This is a genomic window from Bifidobacterium catenulatum DSM 16992 = JCM 1194 = LMG 11043, assembly GCF_001025195.1.
GTDB lineage: Bacteria > Actinomycetota > Actinomycetes > Actinomycetales > Bifidobacteriaceae > Bifidobacterium > Bifidobacterium catenulatum.
The window spans coordinates 1,255,961-1,273,234 of sequence record NZ_AP012325.1 but is presented as its reverse complement, the minus strand read 5'-3'; the positions used below and the strand labels follow the sequence as shown (position 1 = coordinate 1,273,234).

Here is a 17,274-nt window from a genome sequence, read left to right as displayed (position 1 = left end):
CGTAATGTGAGGACCATAGATGGATGATCTTGAAGAGCTGAATGTGAGTGATAATGAAAATGTGCTGACTCAAGAAGAAAGAGAAGATTTGGAAGCCGCTGATGAAACGGTTATTCCGATTACATACTCTGGGCAAGATTTTGATGTTGATGGACTTGTCAGGCGCCTCGATAATGGAGATATGATTATTCCTCGATTTGGTCTTTCAGATAGAACTGTTGAGGTTGATGGATTCCAAAGGGAGTTTGTCTGGTCAAAAAGACAAATGGATAGGTTCATTGAGACCTTACTGCTTGAGTATCCTGTGCCTGGTATCTTTCTTGTGAAGCAGCAAAGCGATAAACGTCTTTTAGTCTTAGATGGTCAGCAGCGATTACTGACTCTGCAAAGTTTCAAGAAGGGCGTCTATAACAAGAGGGTGTTTGAGCTAAAGAATGTCTGTGAACAATTTAGAGGGCTTTCGTATGAGAAATTATCCGATGCCCAGAGAAGAGCATTTGATAACGCTTTCATACAGGCAACTGTTGTCAACATGGACGAGAATCCTGAATCACGAGAGGCTGTTTATCAGATTTTTGAAAGGTTGAATTCGGGTGGGACTCAGTTGACTGCGCATGAAATTCGTGTTGCTATTTTCACTGGTTCACTTGTGCAAGAATTGTCAATATTGAATGATAATGAGCATTGGCGTTCGATTTATGGCCCAAAGAATCGAAGGCTAAGGGATCATGAGCTTATATTGCGAATCATTGCTTTGTATTTGAATGCTCAAAATTATGCTGCTCCGTTAAAGAGTTTCTTAAATCGATTTATGTCGGAGAATCGAGGATCGGGAGAGAATATTCGAGCTGCGGAGAAGATGTTCGAATGGTCTGTTGAACGAATGGACAATGATTGTCTCATTAGGGTACTTAAAAGTAATAACCCAAGGGTAAGCACTGCGGTTATGGAGTCTTTCATTGTTTCAGTAATGCATCTCCGTAAGGCGGGGAGAGACTGTTCTGTTGATACGTTGTTTCCTGCTGCTGAAAAACTAATGTCTTCCGAAACATACGTTAATTCATGCGCAGAAAGTACAACGAATGAAGGAAAAGTTCGTGCAAGACTCCAAGAAGCTTGGAATGTGATTAATGATTACTCTTCTCAAAGCTGAGCAGTAATGGTGAATAAAATGGAATCTGTTGTTGAAAGCGATGTGAAGAGGGAACTGGAGGATAAAAGAAGGTCTCTTAATGAGTTAATTGAAACAGTTGATAATTTCAAAAATTATGGTGAATCTGACGATGCTGTTGAGAATTGTCTCACTCGTTTTCTTATGCTTAGAGCGTGTGGCTATGTAGAGCATGTTTTCAGACGGTCAGTTTGTTTTTACGTGGAAAGAAAAGCTGGAGTCGGGGTTCGTGAACTGGTTGACAACGCTCGATTTGCAAGGGGACTTAATCCAAAGCGTGAGAAGGTAAAAGAAATTTTAAAGACGTTAGATTCTAAATTGTGTGATGATTTTTTAGAATTGTTGGGAGATGGTGACGATTTAGATAGCTTGGTGAAGAGTCGGAATAAAATTGCCCACGGGGGTAGTGATAATTGCACTAAAAGACGGTCGATTGAGCAAGGGAAATTGGCTATAAAAATAGGTGATTGGTTTTTAAATAATTTTTTTTAATTAATTAAATTCTGTGTTTCGTATATTGATAAAATATCGAAATTATTTGGTGCTATTATTCCTTATTGATTTAGAGTGAATGCGGGGTGAAAATCAGCCACATCATCACGATGGCTACACATCGGCTTGCATGACTTCCAATATTTATTATCTACTCCAAGTTGGAAACTAAGAGCTGTTCTGTTCAATTCGCTAGACCGTTCTTGCCGTCCTTTAACGGTGCAGGCTTGAGTAGGTGCGGTCACCTATAGAATGAACGTAGTCATCCGAAAAGAGGCCGCCATGAAATACGGAATGAGAAAACCCAGCTGGAAGAAGAGCCTGTCCGCGCGCACGAAGGGGCGTGCCACCCGTGCGGTCAAGAAAGCGTTGATCCCTGGCTACGGGAAGAAGGGCATGGGTTGGCTGCGCCCCAAGCGCAAGCTGTACAACACCATCTACAAGAAGACCACGTTCAGCCTGTTCGACCTGTTCAAGTAACTAGGGCTAAAGGGGGAAATCACATGTGTTCCAATCCAGGCACGTACGAGTTCCGACTTTCATTAGACCTTCCTCAACAGAGCGCCGTTCCTACTGATACGTTTTCTGCCTTGCGGGAAGTCCATGAATATTCAGCGGAGAACGGCCCGCGTTTCCATACGGCTGCTGAGATGTTTGATTCTCTGGGAATATGACAGGTCCCGCCATGAGAACATTACGTATGGCGGGATCTGGTTTTGTCGCTGTTGAGCTGTCGGACACTCAGGCGAGCATGGCCTCAATGTTGTTGCCTTCCGGATCGTGCACGAAAGCGGCGTAATAGGTCGGTCCGTAGTTCGGCAACCAATGCGTGGTGAACTGACGGAAACGATTGTAGCCGGCGCCGCCTAGCATGCAATATGGGAAACGACGCCGGCCACAACGACCGGCCAAGACGGACGGAACACACGAAAAGGCGAATCAAACACAGCATGGGCAAGAACGGCACGCAACCAACAACGAAAAACGTCACACCAGCAGTCACACCATGGGGTAAGAACCGTGTGAAGAACACCGAAACCGGCAAGCACGTGCTCATCATGCCGGGCATTGGATACACCGTAGACCGACCGCTGCTGTACTGGGCCGCGCAAGCGCTCGCCACCAATGGCTGGTTCGTGGACCGTCTCGACCTGAAACTGACGGAAAGCGTCGAGTTTCCGGAAATGATCGCCTGCATGGAACGCGTGGTCGACGAATGGCACAAGGCGGCGCTCGAACATGCTGCCGAATCGGGTGAGGAGCCGCAGTTGCTGGTCGTCACCAAATCGCTCTCCACACTCTCATATCCGCATTCCGCAAAACTAGGATTGCGCGTGGTGCTGCTCACCCCGGTACTCAACCCGCCGCCATTCGACAAGCACAAGTCGGTCATTCCCGCGCCGCTGCCGGGAACCGCCGGCAGCCCGATGCCGCTAATCTGCGCAGGTGACGCCGACCCATACTACGATGACGCCAAAGCGCATCTGCTCACCGACCATGTGCGCACGTACGCTGGTGCCAACCATTCCATCGAAGTGCCGGACGATTGGCAGACGTCACTCGACTACCTGAAACAGGTCACGCAGGCCATCGTCGACTACGCCGGCTGAAAAGAACGGGACGGAATATGCGCATCGTATTGCAGAAGGTCAGCGAAGGATCCGTCGACGTGGTCGACGAGACAAGCGGAGAAGTCGACACCACATTCGAACCACAGCATATAGGCATCGGCTATGTGCTGCTTGTCGGAGTGGAAGACACGGACGGAGCGAAACAAATCGACTGGCTCGCCCGCAAAATCGCCAACCTGCGCGTCTTCGAAGACGAGAACGGCAAAATGAACCGTTCCATCCACGACGTGAACGGCAGTGTGCTGTCCATCTCCCAATTCACGCTATACGCGGACGTGCGCAAAGGCAACCGCCCAAGCTTCGTGAAAGCCGGAGCGCCCGCGCACGCCGAACAAGCATGGCACGGATTCAACGACGCCCTGCGCGCGCAAGGACTCGAAGTAAAAGAAGGACGATTCGGCTCCCACATGCGCGTGCGGCTCGCCAACGACGGTCCGGTCACCATCATCCTTGACACCGACGAACTCGGCGTCTGACCCAAAACCCAACGTGAAACCCTATATCCGACGATTGCCATAGGGTAAAACGCATGGGAATATGGAACGACCGCAAACTGATCGTCAACTGCCTGCCGTTGACCGAATCCGAACGTGCACAATTCATACGTGCCGCAAAAGACATACCACAGAAATTCGTCGGCGATTCGACCCAACGGGGAAGCATGAGCTGGACCGCCGCAGTACCGGAGGAACTCAAAGCCAAAGCCACCGCGGTCATCGGCAACATCGCGCCCGAGGAATGCGCGCAATGCCCTAAACTCGAATGGCTTCAAACTTGGAGTGCCGGCGTCGACAAATACCAGCGACCCGGCATTCTACAGCCCGGATCCATGCTCACCAATGCCACCGGAGCCTACGGACAAAGCGTCTCCGAACACATGTTCGCCATGATGTGGGCCATCATGAAGAACCTGCACATCTACGCGGCAAGCAATCCGAACGCCATGTGGCAGGACGCGGGCCGCGCCATCAGCCCCAACGGAAAAACGGCGCTTGTCATCGGAACCGGCGACATCGGATCACACTTCGCACGACTCTGCAAAAACGTCGGAATGACAACCATCGGTATTCGCCGTAATCCCGCCGTCGAAGCGCCGGGCGTCGATCATATGGTCGGTTTCGATTCCCTCGACGACGTGCTGCAATATGCCGATGTGATCGCCATGAGCGTGCCATCCACTCCGGCAACACGCCACCTGCTCAATGCGGAACGCATTGCATCTCTCAAACCTGACTCCATCATCATCAACGCTGGCCGCGGCAACGCCATCAACAGCCAGGCACTTGCCGACGCGCTCGCGGAAGGACGAATCCGTGGCGCCGCGCTCGACGTGACCGAACCGGAGCCGTTGCCGGCCGACTCGCCGCTGTGGCGCGAGCCGAAATGCCTCATCACACCACATGTGGCGGGAGGCAATCATCTTGAGATCACCGAGCGCCGCATCATTTCCATCGCATTGGGCAATGTCCGCTGCTACGCCAACGGTCAGTCGCTTGACAATCGCATGCCTCTTAAAGGCTGACGGCCACGCGTGCGGGGAGATCCGCATGATGGCAGTCGATGGCAGTCGGAAAGAAAGGAAAGGGTATGACATTGAACAAATGGCGTCGTGCGACGGAATGGTTCATGACGGCATTGGCATTGATGTTCCTGTTCGCGTATTCGTGGGAAGTGCTGGCGAGGACGCATATCCTGCTGTGTGAAATGGTGATCAACATCATCTGGATGGCGTTCATCGTCGACTACGTCGTTTCGATCCTGCTGGCGGAAGACAAGAAAACCTGGTTCAAAGACAATCTGCTGATGCTGGTGTCCATCGCATTGCCCGTCTTCAGGCCATTGAGACTGCTGCGTCTGGTGGCAGTGCTCAACGTGCTCAATCGTACCGGTGGCATGGCGGTGCGTGGGCGCATCACACTGTACACATGCTGCAGCGTGACACTACTGATGTATATCGGCGCCCTTGCCGAATTGGATGTGGAACGTGGGGTTCCAGGCGCTTCCATCACCGATTTCGGTGAAGCGATATGGTGGTCGTTCGTGACCGTCACCACAGTCGGCTATGGCGATTTGTCCCCGGTGACATGGCAGGGAAGATGCATCGCCATCGGACTGATGATAACCGGCGTTGCCCTGATTGGCATCGTCACCGCGACGCTGGCTTCATGGATCGTCGACCGTGTTCGTGACGAGACCGACAAGCGTGCGGATGAGGCGGAATCGGAAACGGAACAGTTGCGTCACAATGTGCGGGAACTGACAGACACCGTCAACCAGCTGCGCGATGATATCGCGCAGCTGCGCAGGATATAGCGGTTCTCATGCCTGCACTGCGGAAATACGGAAAATGCTGAGGCATAGGAAAAGCGCCAGATGAATAATCCGGCGCTTTTCCTATGCCTCAGCACCATACGTCTCGCAACCGGAAGGTGGAGACACTGTATTGGATTTATTCGCAGGCGACTCCGTCATGGTCGCGATCCAGTTGTGAACGGTAGCCCGGCTGTCCCTGATAGATAGGCGCGACGCCAGCGGCTCGTGCCGCGGCACAGTTCTGGTAGTAGACGTCCTGCTGTGGCGCTGGCTGGGGCGCGGGAGCTGGAGCCGGAGCGGGTTCGGGTGCAGGTGCCTGTGTCGTTTGCTGATTCTGCTGGGCCTGCTCAGCTGATTGTTCGGTCTGCTGTTCGGTCTGCGTCTGTTCTGTCTGCTCGGATTCGGTGGTCTTCTCGACTGTAGAATCCTTGACTCCCGTGTAATCGGGCACGGTCTGCGTCGGGCAGGAGGACAATACCTTGGATATGGCCTCTTTCTCGGCCTGCGTGATCCACAGCGAATATTTGTGCTTCACACCAATCTGACGTGCCACATATTCGCAACGGAAACTTTTGTTGGACGGCAACCACGTGGCCGCATCGCCATCCGACTTCTTCTGGTTGGCCTTTCCCTGTACTGCCAGCAGATTATACGGATCATTCGCCAGTTCGGTACGCTTCGTCTGGCTGAGTTTCTGCGCGCCCTTCTGCCATGCGTCGCTCAACGCCACCACATGGTCGATCTGTACCGCTGTGGAAGTCTTCCATCCCTTCTTGAACGCGATGTCCTTGCCGGTATACGGATCATGCAGTTGGCCGGATTCCACCACGCAATCGTGCGTACGCACCTTATGCTTCACGTCAGTCAGATCACGGTTGAGGATGTCGTTGCGCGTATCGCAACCGTTGCGATCCACATCGGCCCATGCCTTGCCGAATTGCGTGCGCTTATACCCCGTCTTCGGGGCGCGGCCTTTGACCTCCAATGAATCCAGCATTTGAGTGGCACTCTGGCCGGCACCGGTATTATCGGTCGGTTCCACGGCCAACGCGGATCCAACCGATAAGCCGACAACCAACCCCACGGCCAGCAATCCGGACAATACGGACATCATCGAATTGTGACGACGCATGATATCTCCTCATCTCCAAACTCTCACACGCTATCAGCGTACCCGCAAATCGAAGTCAAATCACTTATATGTGGCAGATTTCCCATTCCGCCTGATGTCATTTCGCTTATATGTGGCAGATGCTTTTGGGAAAAACCGTACAAGGGGGTATTTTTCCGAGGTTATGGAGGTGCTGGCGTGAAAGAAAGTGCCACATATAAGCGAAATGGAATTGGGACAGGACGAAATGGGGGCTGAAACGTGCCTTTCTGTCAAGGCATACGGCGAATATCGGCGATATGACAAACAGTAACAAGGCAATCAAATCGGAACGTCTCATGCAATACGCCAAGGACTTCAACGCAGACCGCGCCAATCTCGTGGCGGCCAACGCGGCGATATCTGCGGGCGTGCTCGAAGCTGCCACTGATTACAAGGGTCAGCGCTCGCTGCCGCGCGACTTCTCCATAGAACTGAAGCAGGGCTCCATCACCAACCAACGTAGATCGGGCCGCTGCTGGATGTTCGCGTCCCTCAACACCCTGCGTTATGAGCTCATGCACAAATGGGGACTTGACGATTTCGAATTCTCCGAAACCTACCTGTTTTTCTGGGATGCGATGGAGAAATCCAACGCATATCTTGAGAACGTGCTTTCCACGCTCGACGAGCCGACCGACAGCCGCCTGTTCCAGGAGATCAACTATGGTCCGGCCGACGATGGCGGTTGGTGGCAGATGTTCGCCGCCCTTGTTGACAAGTACGGTCTTGTGCCGAAGAACGCATATCCGGAATCCGCCAATTCCAAGGATTCCGACGCATTCAAACAGTATCTCAACAGCAGGCTGCGTCAGTTCGCGGCGGATTTGCGCGAACGCCATGCCGCTGGAGCTTCGATTGAAGAGTTGCGGTCTGTCAAGGAAGACGACATGTCCACCGTGTACCGCATGTGCGCCATCTCGCTTGGTGAGCCGCCGGAGAGGTTCGACTTCTTGGCCCGCGTGAGCGACGATGACAAGAAAAACGACAAGAAAGCCGACGAAGGCAAGTCCGACAATCCAAAGACCGGCAAGGACGAGCGCAGGCAGATCCGTGAGACCGGCATCACGCCGATGGAATTCTACAGGAAATACGTGCCGGTGGACGTCGATGATCTGGTGACGCTGTGCAACGTGCCGATGAAATCCCGTCCGTTCAACAAACGCTACCGCATCCGCTACACTGCCAATGTCGCCGAAGCGGAGGATATGGAATTCATCAACGTGCCGCTCGACGTGTTCAAGAAGGCCGCCGTCGACCAGATCAGCGCCGGCCATCCGATCTGGTTCGCCTGCGACTGCACCCAATTCTCGCTACGCGCGGCCGGCTATTTCGACTGCGACAGCGTGCGCGTGGACCAGCTGTTCGGCACCGATTTCGATTTCGACAAGGTGCACGGCCTCGAATACGGTGACAGCCCGAGCAACCATGCCATGACCATTACCGGCGTAAACCTTGATGAACAAGGCAAGCCGAACCGCTGGAAGGTGGAGAACAGCTGGGGCAAGGACAACGGCGAGGACGGCTACTACGTGGCCTCCGACGCATGGTTCGACCGCTATGTGACCGAGATTATCATCCGCAGGGAATACCTCGACGACGCCACCCTCGCGCTGCTGGAATCCGAACCGGTGGAACTCGATCCATGGCAGCCGCTCACCAAGCGTTGCCGCTGATATAACCTGTATGGAGCGAAGCCGTGGCTAGGATTGCAGCCACGGCTTTCCTGTTCCGCTGTGCTGATACTCTTTCATAAGAACAAATGTGCGAACGATTGGGGTTCAGTTGGCGGATACTTTGTCATGGCTTTCTGACGAACTACGCAGCGAATGCAGTCAGCCTGTATTGCAGCGTGCCCGTGGAATCGCCAACCAGTGGCGTGCGAAAATGTCGGATCTGCATTGCCTGAACGACTCCGATTCCGATCGCATCACCCTGCATGCCAATATGCGGGGCACCACCTCACCGTCCAGCCGATACGAAGTGCAGGCCACGCTCGATTTGCATGATGAGCTTTTCTTGGCCAGGTATTGTTCCTGCCCGGCGTTCAACGGTTCGCAGCATGGTTATGGCACGTATTCGTCGGCATATTCGCCTAGTTACCGCAACAATCCAAATTATCGCAGTTTCGACGATGATGACGATGAATACGATTATGTCGACGATTATGATGATTTCGGTTCAGGATCGACGTTCGGTCATGTGCAGGACGATGACGAGTTCGATTCGGAGCCGGCTGGGGGACGCCGCTATACGGGCATGTGCAAGCATGTCGCCGCAATGCTGCTGCTGTTTCTTGACCAGCCCGAACGGTTCCGCGGATTCAAGCGAAGTGGCGTGACCTCGCATATCCTATCCGACTACATGCGTGCGCTGGATGCGAAGAATGACAATACCGGTCAAAGCGCGCAGCTTGACGTGCTCAAGCGCATCGTCGACGCGAAAAGCCGTCTCGCCGACGAACAACGAGGCGTCATTACGCAAGGGGCCACGAAAACAAAACGCAAGAGCGGTTCCATCATGGTGAAACCGGGAAGCGTATGTCTGAAGCCCACGCTGATCATGAACCGTGAGCTGTGGAGCCTGACGTTGAAAATCGGCTGCGGCGACGCAAGTTATATCATCAAAAGCATTTCCAAATTCGTAGCCGACATGCACAATGGGGCATGCGTGTCATACGGGCAGAAACTCTCGTTCACCCACACTCCGGACATGCTCGAACCGTTCTCGCTGCAGCTGTTCCGATTCCTGCAAGGTGTTGTTGGATCACGTGTCGCTGCACAGCTGCAGAACAACTACTATTACGCGCCAGACGTGCGTATCGAACGTGAAATCATGCTTACCGATGGGGAATTGTGCGATCTGCTGAACCTGTTCGAAGCGGAACCGCAACAGGACTACATCGAAGACGTGCTGATAGCACGTGGGCCGCTGGCAGCTCCCAAGCATGAGGGGCGTGAGAGGGCGCGGCAGCTCACTCCGGATGATTTCGTCCATACGGATGACGCCGCTCCGGGCTATGTCGAAGTGGCCACGCCAGGGGAGTCCAGATCGCATACTATCGCCATATTCGATGGCAATCCGCAATTTCGGTTCATCGCCGAATATGTGAAGGAAGGCGCTTCGTCGGGCGTGCGTATCACGTCGAACCGTACCATCACGGATCGGATTGTTGGGCAGCGGGGCGTGTACCTCATGAGTGCCGAACATAACGGCACTCCGACGGATTCCCATATGATGCCAGTGAGCGGACTCTTCCGTTGCGCCGACAGCATCCTTCCCGCAGTGGACGCGTTGATGACATTGTGCGCGTCGAACGTTAGCGATGGTGTGTTCATCGCGGAAAACGACTGGCCCATGTTCGCACGAACAATACTGCCAAAACTTACCGAAGCGGGCATTGGTTTCGATATTCCGCAGGAAGTCGCCGAACGGATGGGAGTCGACTGCCAGATCGAATTCTACTTGGACCGTGATCTGCAGGGCATCACCTGTGAGGCTGTGGCACGATACGGCGATTTCGTGTTTCAGTTGGTGCCGACCGCTAAAGCACTACGAGGCGTGATTAATCCGGATTCGCGGTCGAAAGCGGCGCTCATCAAACGAGATACGGCTCGCGAATCATTCGCGGTGCAGGTGGTTCGCCAGCTTTTCCCGACATGGAGTTCCATTGACGTGGCGCGGGTTCGTGAGGAAGACGAACAGACGATTCTGCTCTTGCTCACCGAAGGCGTGGATATCTTGCGTTCGGTCGGGCAGGTGTTCTCCACGGCCGCGTTCGACGGCATGATGATGCCAAGCAGTCCTACCGTGAAGGTCGGACTGTCCATCGACTCGAATCTGGTTGAGATTTCGCCGATAGCCAACGAAGTGCCGATGAACGAGGTCGGTGCGTTGCTGAATTCCTACCGCAGGAACCGCCGCTACCATCGCTTCAGGGACGGTACGTTCGTTGATCTGAAGAAAGCTGATCTGCATGAACTTGATCAGATTGCCACAGATCTTGACCTTGATGAGCAACAGCTTGATTCCGGAAGAATCACCATTCCCGGATATCAGGCGTTCCTCTTGGATGCTCAAGTTGATGACGATGGCAAAAGCGAATCGTTCGTCGACTATGTCAACGATGTGAAAATCATCGACCCGAAACGATACGAAGTGCCCAGCAAGCTCAAAAACGTACTGCGCCCATACCAAGTGGAAGGCTTCCAATGGCTTTCCACCTTGTGGGACAAAGGCTTCGGTGGCATTCTCGCCGACGAAATGGGTTTGGGTAAATCCGTGCAATTGCTGTCACTGGTGGAAGCTCGCAAGGGGAGCGGCCCAGCGTTGATTGTCTGCCCGGCATCCCTGGTATACAACTGGGCCGCCGAATGCGAGAAGTTCACGCAGGATCTCACCATCGAAGTCGTGGCAGGCACGAAAGCACAACGTCGCAAACTCATCGCAACCGTGGCGCAGCAATGGAACAATTCGCCTGCAACCAACGAAACGCAGCAAACCGATGTGGTGATCACCTCTTATGATTTGCTGCGTCGAGATGTGGATGATTATGCCGACTGCCGATTCGCATTAATGGCACTTGACGAAGCTCAATACATCAAAAACCATGCCACCAAACTAGCCAAAGCCGTTAAGCAAATCACCGCCGAACACCGGTTCGCGTTAACCGGAACGCCCATCGAAAACCGGTTGAGCGAACTGTGGAGCATATTCGACTTCCTCATGCCCGGATTGCTCGGAACCTACACGAAGTTCCGAGAAAAATACGAACAGCCGATCATGGCACCCGGTCCGGAACATTCCGTCATGGCTGACAAACTGCAGGCTTTGGTTGGACTGTTCATTAAACGACGTCTGAAAAAAGACGTGCTTACCGATTTGCCTGACAAGTTCGAAAACGTGCTCACCGTCAAATTGGAAGGCGAACAGCGCAAACTCTATGCGGCACACGAACAACGGTTGCGCGCCACCCTTACCAAAACCAAGGATGCCGACTTCAATACCAAGAAAATCCGCATTCTTGCCGAATTCACGTTGCTACGCGAAATCTGCTGCGATCCGAGACTCGTCTATGCGGATGCGAAAAACGCTTCCGCCAAACTTGACGCCATTTGCGAACTCGTATCCACGTGCATGGACGAAGGCAAGAAAGTGCTCGTATTCTCGCAGTTCACTTCATTCCTTGACCTGATTGGTACACGTTTGGCTGAACATGGCGTGGACTTCTACACCATCACCGGCGAGACACCGAAGAAACGTCGTGTGGAACTGGTGGACGAATTCAACGGCAACGATATTCCCGTATTTCTCATCTCGCTCAAGGCGGGCAACACAGGACTGAACCTTGTGGGCGCATCCGTAGTGGTACACGCCGACCCTTGGTGGAACGCCGCCGCACAGAACCAGGCCACCGACCGTGCACATCGTATCGGCCAGACGCAGGATGTGAACGTGTACCAAATCGTAGCCAAAGACACCATCGAGGAACGCATTCTCAAACTTCAGGAAAAGAAAAGCGAACTCGCCCAGCAGTTCACCGACGGCACCGCATCCGGAGGCGTCGGCACACTCAGCAAGGACGACCTGCTCGGCCTGTTGTCGTGACGTGCGGTCGGAGGAATCTTGCGTTCCAAAGCGCAAGATAAAAACGGAACACAGGTTTGCGAATATCGCATGGTGGGCGTATATATTGTCTTGCAAGTTTCAGGGAAGGTGAAAATCCTTACTGGCGGTAACGGTACGACTGACGTTCATAACAGTCCCATGCCGAAGCCCGCGACCCGCGAAAGCGGCTGATCCGGTGAGAATCCGGAGCCAACGGTCAAAGTCCGGATGGAAGAAACGGGGCTCAACATGAGTGTATCCTCACCGAACAATACCCAAAACAACGACGCCGAAATCGCCAGCGAAAGCGTGACGCGCCCTGACAACGCGCATTCCACAGGCGTGGCTGACTCTGGACGCTGGTCCACCAAACGCATCGCCATGTATGCGCTGTTCGTGGCGCTGTCGATGGCCGTCAGCTTTGTGGAATTTCCCATTGTGCCAGGCGTGGAATGGCTGAAATATGATCCATCCGGCATTGTCAGCCTGGTGGCAGGTTTCGCCTACGGGCCAGCGGCGGCGGTAATCGTCAGCGTGCTTGGTTTCCTGCCGCACCTGTTTACCAACCCATGGGGCACGCTTATGGCCGTGCTCGTGGCTTTGGCATTATCCGTGCCGGCAGCACTGATCTATCGCAGGAACAAGACCCGCAAAGGCGCGGTCATCGGCATCATCGTCGGTGCGATCGCAGCCTTGGCGATGGCGATTGTGGGCAATATAATCGTCACACCGTTCTACGCGCACATGACCACCGCACAGGTCGTGGCATTAATCGTGCCGGCGCTTCTGCCGTTCAACGCGTTGAAATTCACCATCCATGGCGTGGTCACCTTCCTGATCTACAAGCCGATCTCCAACCTGTTGAACCGCTGAGCCTCGTTCACCATATCGATTCCGCATATTGATGAATAGGAAGGAACCTTTCGACGTATGGAAGGTTCCTTCCGTTTATGAAAGACGATTCCATGAACCCTGACAGCGACACGAACACCATTGCGGTCGAATTACGTGATATTCGTTTCACATATGACTCCGGCGCGACCTGGGCGCTCGACGGCGTGAACCTGACCATCCGCCAAGGCGAACGTGTATGCTTGGCAGGACCAAACGGATCGGGCAAATCCACACTTTCACGCATCATCGCAGGACTTGCCGCACCCGATGCCGGACATGCCACGCTGTTGGGAAACAACGTATTCGATGACGCCGGCGCGCACGCTGATGCTTACCGCAGCGCCCGGCATGGTATCGGGGCGGTTTTCCAACATCCGGAAGATCAGATCGTCACCACCATCACCGAGGATGATGTTGCCTTCGGTCCGGAAAACCTCGCCATTGCGCATGATGATATCGATATGCGCATCGCCATGTCACTTGACGCAGTCGACATGAGCGGACAACGAGAAGCCGATCCCACGCGAATGAGCGGAGGCCAACAGCAGCGCGTCGCCATCGCCGGCATGCTTGCCATGAGTCCCGAAATCCTCGTGCTCGACGAGCCTACCGCCATGCTCGATCCGCAAGGCCGTGCCGACATCATGCATATTCTTGACGAATTGCAGCAGTACGGCACAACCATCATTCTCGTCACCCACCATCGTGACGAATTCGTCAATGCCGACCGCATCATTCGCCTGGATAACGGGCGTATCGTGCAAAGCGCTCGCGGTAATACTGCAAGTATTCCGGAAATGGACGAATCAGACACAGCGCAAGAAGACAATCCAATTGCCAAATCCAATATTGCAAATGGTGCATCGAAGCCAACATCAGCTGTACCAATCATTGAAATCCGTAATCTGATATACCAATATCCAAACAGTAGCAAGCCTGTGCTTGATAAGCTTTCCATAACCATCAATAAGGGTGAAACCGTGGCCATCACAGGGCATAACGGTGCAGGCAAAACCACCCTCGCGCGTCTTCTCTGCGCGCTGGACCAGCCGCAATCCGGCAACATTACCATCAATACCATTCCCGTCGCACGTCAACGCGCCAACGGCAATATGCAGTCGCTCAAGCGTGCGGACCGCGAGAAACTGCGCGCCACCGTCGGCTATGTCATGCAACATCCCGAACGTCAGCTTTTCGCTGAAACCGTAGCCGAGGATATCGCCTACGGACCACGCAACCAACATCTTGACGAAACGCAAGTATCCGAACGCGTCAATCAAGCCATGACGCTGCTGCATATCGAACATCTTGCCGATCGTTCGCCATTCGATCTTTCCGGCGGACAACAACGACTTGCCGCCATAGCGGGCATTATCGCATGCCAACCGCAGATCCTTATTATGGACGAGCCGACCGCGGGGCTTGACGAGGCAGCCACAACCTGCGTGCACAATCTCATTCAAACCCTCCACGCACAAGGCATCACCATACTCATCATTTCCCATTCGCAAACGGAAATCGATGTGCTCGCCGATCGGGTGATCGCACTTGATCGTAGACAAAACGGTAATGACGTCACTCGAGATATCGGAACCAATGTCACTTCCGAAACGGCAGGTTCGAAGAATCTGCACACGCTTGGCTCCGGACATGCAAAGGGAGACGTCCGTGAAAACCGCAGTTTTATGGAACGGCTTGACCCGCGCGTGAAGATGGTGAGCGCGTTGGCGGTCATGTTCTCCGCATTCGCCATCCGCTCCTTCTGGCAGTTACTGGTGGCCGCACTGTTGACCGGCATGATCGTTGCGACATCAGGCATCGGCGTGAAACAACTGTTCAAATCGATTCGCATGTTCCTTGCATTGTTCGTGTTCTGCGGACTGCTCAATGTGTTCTTCGTACGATCCGGCAATGTTCTTACGAACATCGGACCGATTCCAATCACCGACGACGGTGTGCGTATCGCTATACTGTACGCCTGCAGATTCGTTGCGGTCATTATCGTCGGAGCGGTATTCCTTGCCACGACCACTCCCACGGCCATTACCGACGCATTCGAAGCGTTGCTCAAACCTTTCGCAAAATTCGGCATCCATGCGCAGGAGATCGCGTTGGTGATGAGCCTCGCATTGCGGTTCCTGCCCACGTTAGGAAGCGAAGCGAAAGCCATTGTGGATGCGCAATCAGCCCGAGGCGGCAGCATTGAAACAGGAACATTCGTACAGCGGATCAAAGCGATAACCGCCATTATCATTCCGGTATTCGCAGGAGCGATACGTCATGCCGATAATCTCAGCCTCGCACTCGACGCACGATGTTACGAGGAAGGCATCATGCGCACGCACTGGCGAATCATGCGGATCGCCAAACATGACATCGCCGTAGTCGGTGTGAGTGTGTCGTACATTGCCGCATTGACCCTGATCGCTGGACTATGCTGAGCATTTCGGATGGGCATGGCGCTCCACTGATCGCATTGGAAAGCGAAACCGCCGAAGAAGCACGTCTGAACACGCGCAAGAACATCGAAGACGGTGTGAACGCCATCAAAGGCGCGGGGGAGTGATATGCAAGATTTTACTGCCCTCACGCTACTCTTGAGCAAGCATCATAAATAGGAATGGAACAAGTTATGGCATTAACCAAGAAGCAGGTCAAGCAGCTGCGTGGCCTGGCTACCAAGCTCAATCCGCTCATCCAGGTCGGCAAGAACGATTTGAGCGAAACCGCTATCAAGCAGGCGGACGAGACCATTGAAAAGCGTGAGCTTATCAAATGCTCCGTGCTCGACGGATCCGGACTGACTGCCAAGGAAGCGGGCGAGGGGCTGGCCGAAGAACTGAACGCGGAACTCGTACAGGTTATCGGCAACCGTTTCGTGCTCTATCGCCGCTCCTATCGCGATGACGTGGAGCATATTCGTCTCGTACGCGAATAAAGCGGGAAACTGACGCGACCAAACATAACAGGGCGGGTGCTTTCTGAAAACCAATCAGAAGGCACCCGCCCTATTGCAATGAGAATAAACAATCGGAAGTCAGGAAAACATGCGATGGAGCGGTGTCAGCGCTCCTGATTCCATTCGGGCTTCCACGTGTACTGCATGTCGTACGCGCTGGCCCAGAACATGTACTCGTTCTCCACGCCGGTCACGAAAATGTCAATCAGCTCGCGCTTGCGCTCCTCGCTCGCGTCGGCTACCAGTTTCTCGATATGTTCGAGCAGCCACACGGAATCCTGCCAGAATTCGTCGGTCTTATACATGTCGACCCAACTTTTGTACGGATTGTCGTCAAGCGTGTCGGCAAACTCGGCGGCAAGACGGTAACCATAATCCGCATACACCCAGGCGCACGGCAGCACGGCCACAAGAATGTCGAGAATATCCTTGCCATAGGCGATGGAAAGGATATTCGACGTGTAGGCACGCGCGAAGGCCGACTGGCGCACATTGTTCATCTGCTCTTCGGTGATGCCATAGCTGGCCAAGTAGGAGCGGTGTACTTCGGTCTCGACCTGCAGGGCGCCGTTCTGCACCTTGAGCATGAACGCCATGATTTCAGGGTCGGTGGCCTTGGCTAATCCCAAAGCGTGCACTCTGGCGTAATCGTTCACATAACGAAAATCCTGCAGCAGATAGAAGGCGAAACGCTCGCGTTGCAGTGTGCCTTCACCAAGCTCGCGGATGAACGGCTGCTGGTAGCCTTCCTCCCAAACCAGGTCAGCAGCCTTGCGCATGCGCTGCGCGAACGGAGGAAGATTGTTGCGTTGGATGCCTTTGGCGGCGTCGAACTCATAATCGAAATTGGTTGTTGATGTCACAGCAGTCATTAGACATGCCTCCCTACGCTGGTATTAACCATCAGGTTCAAAGGGTTCAGGCCTCACTTGGCCTATCTCAACCCGACAAACACGGGTTCCCCTGCATTACGCCGTATATTATGGCAAAGCCGTCCGAAATGTGCAAGAGCCTGTCCGCCGAATGGAATCGTGCCGCATGATGCGAACACAGGCGA

Annotated in this window: 15 protein-coding genes, 1 pseudogene and 2 riboswitches; of the genes and pseudogenes, 13 read left to right on the top strand and 3 right to left on the bottom strand. The window is 53.8% G+C overall.

Annotation, left to right across the window (positions count from 1 at the left end):
• The first annotated feature begins 19 nt into the window (after positions 1 to 19).
• The 3 genes from BBCT_RS05485 (at position 20) to BBCT_RS05475 (ending at position 2,143) form a co-directional block, all read left to right on the top strand.
• Positions 20 to 1,153 carry a DUF262 domain-containing protein gene (locus tag BBCT_RS05485; RefSeq protein ID WP_003834536.1) on the top strand — a complete coding sequence of 378 codons (1,134 nt, stop codon included), beginning with the start codon at positions 20 to 22 and terminating at the stop codon, positions 1,151 to 1,153.
• Positions 1,154 to 1,171: 18 nt separating this feature from the next.
• Positions 1,172 to 1,663: a HEPN domain-containing protein gene (locus BBCT_RS05480; protein WP_033513453.1), complete on the top strand. Its 492-nt coding sequence runs from the start codon at positions 1,172 to 1,174 to the stop codon at positions 1,661 to 1,663.
• A 282-nt stretch (positions 1,664 to 1,945) separates the two neighbouring features.
• On the top strand, positions 1,946 to 2,143 hold the full coding sequence (locus BBCT_RS05475) for a hypothetical protein (RefSeq protein WP_033513455.1): 198 nt from the start codon (positions 1,946 to 1,948) through the stop codon (positions 2,141 to 2,143).
• Positions 2,144 to 2,404: 261 nt separating this feature from the next.
• Here BBCT_RS05475 and BBCT_RS09325 read toward each other — a convergent pair.
• Positions 2,405 to 2,482: pseudogene (locus BBCT_RS09325) on the bottom strand (RarD protein); the annotation flags it as partial.
• 131 nt (positions 2,483 to 2,613) lie between these two features.
• Between BBCT_RS09325 and BBCT_RS05470 the strand changes: the two are divergent.
• From BBCT_RS05470 to BBCT_RS05455, 4 genes are all read left to right on the top strand, one after another.
• Positions 2,614 to 3,273 carry a hypothetical protein gene (locus BBCT_RS05470; protein WP_407921698.1) on the top strand — a complete coding sequence of 220 codons (660 nt, stop codon included), beginning with the start codon at positions 2,614 to 2,616 and terminating at the stop codon, positions 3,271 to 3,273.
• Between the two features lie 17 nt (positions 3,274 to 3,290).
• The gene (dtd, locus tag BBCT_RS05465) at positions 3,291 to 3,770 is read left to right on the top strand and encodes a D-aminoacyl-tRNA deacylase (RefSeq protein WP_003834547.1); all 480 of its coding nucleotides are present in this window, start codon (positions 3,291 to 3,293) and stop codon (positions 3,768 to 3,770) included.
• Between the two features lie 53 nt (positions 3,771 to 3,823).
• A complete protein-coding gene (locus tag BBCT_RS05460) occupies positions 3,824 to 4,816 on the top strand; it encodes a D-2-hydroxyacid dehydrogenase (protein ID WP_003834549.1) in 993 nt (330 codons plus the stop codon).
• Positions 4,817 to 4,881: 65 nt separating this feature from the next.
• Entirely contained in the window at positions 4,882 to 5,607 is a 726-nt protein-coding gene (locus BBCT_RS05455; protein ID WP_033513389.1) for a potassium channel family protein, read from the top strand.
• Between the two features lie 136 nt (positions 5,608 to 5,743).
• Here the strand turns inward: BBCT_RS05455 and BBCT_RS05450 are convergent, their stop codons facing one another.
• The gene (locus BBCT_RS05450; RefSeq protein ID WP_003834553.1) at positions 5,744 to 6,721 is read right to left on the bottom strand and encodes a GmrSD restriction endonuclease domain-containing protein; all 978 of its coding nucleotides are present in this window, start codon (positions 6,719 to 6,721) and stop codon (positions 5,744 to 5,746) included.
• Positions 6,722 to 7,017: 296 nt separating this feature from the next.
• Here BBCT_RS05450 and BBCT_RS05445 point away from each other — a divergent pair, with 296 nt between their 5' ends.
• The 6 genes from BBCT_RS05445 to BBCT_RS05425 all read left to right on the top strand — a co-directional run bounded on the left by BBCT_RS05445 (position 7,018) and on the right by BBCT_RS05425 (position 16,196).
• Positions 7,018 to 8,433 carry a C1 family peptidase gene (locus BBCT_RS05445; protein ID WP_003834554.1) on the top strand — a complete coding sequence of 472 codons (1,416 nt, stop codon included), beginning with the start codon at positions 7,018 to 7,020 and terminating at the stop codon, positions 8,431 to 8,433.
• A gap of 211 nt (positions 8,434 to 8,644) precedes the next feature.
• Positions 8,645 to 12,364, top strand: a complete 3,720-nt coding sequence (locus BBCT_RS05440) for a DEAD/DEAH box helicase (RefSeq protein ID WP_003834557.1) — start codon at positions 8,645 to 8,647, stop codon at positions 12,362 to 12,364.
• 91 nt (positions 12,365 to 12,455) lie between these two features.
• Positions 12,456 to 12,608, top strand: a riboswitch (FMN riboswitch).
• Positions 12,593 to 13,237 (top strand): ECF transporter S component, encoded by a 645-nt coding sequence (locus BBCT_RS05435; protein WP_003834558.1) that lies wholly within the window; start codon positions 12,593 to 12,595, stop codon positions 13,235 to 13,237. (Overlaps the previous riboswitch by 16 nt.)
• A 77-nt stretch (positions 13,238 to 13,314) precedes the next feature.
• Positions 13,315 to 15,699, top strand: a complete 2,385-nt coding sequence (locus BBCT_RS05430) for an energy-coupling factor transporter ATPase (RefSeq protein WP_003834560.1) — start codon at positions 13,315 to 13,317, stop codon at positions 15,697 to 15,699.
• Entirely contained in the window at positions 15,693 to 15,824 is a 132-nt protein-coding gene (locus tag BBCT_RS09640; RefSeq protein ID WP_003834562.1) for a hypothetical protein, read from the top strand. Before BBCT_RS05430 ends, BBCT_RS09640 begins: the two co-directional genes overlap by 7 nt.
• Before the next feature lie 66 nt (positions 15,825 to 15,890).
• Complete coding sequence (locus BBCT_RS05425; protein ID WP_033513387.1) at positions 15,891 to 16,196, top strand: YhbY family RNA-binding protein; 306 nt, start codon at positions 15,891 to 15,893, stop codon at positions 16,194 to 16,196.
• Between the two features lie 125 nt (positions 16,197 to 16,321).
• On the opposite strand, the gene tenA is transcribed toward BBCT_RS05425, so the two are convergent.
• Positions 16,322 to 17,089, bottom strand: coding sequence for a thiaminase II (gene tenA / locus BBCT_RS05420; RefSeq protein ID WP_003834566.1), 768 nt, complete (start codon positions 17,087 to 17,089; stop codon positions 16,322 to 16,324).
• Positions 17,082 to 17,192, bottom strand: a riboswitch (TPP riboswitch). Its footprint overlaps the gene before it by 8 nt.
• Positions 17,193 to 17,274: the final 82 nt, after the last annotated feature.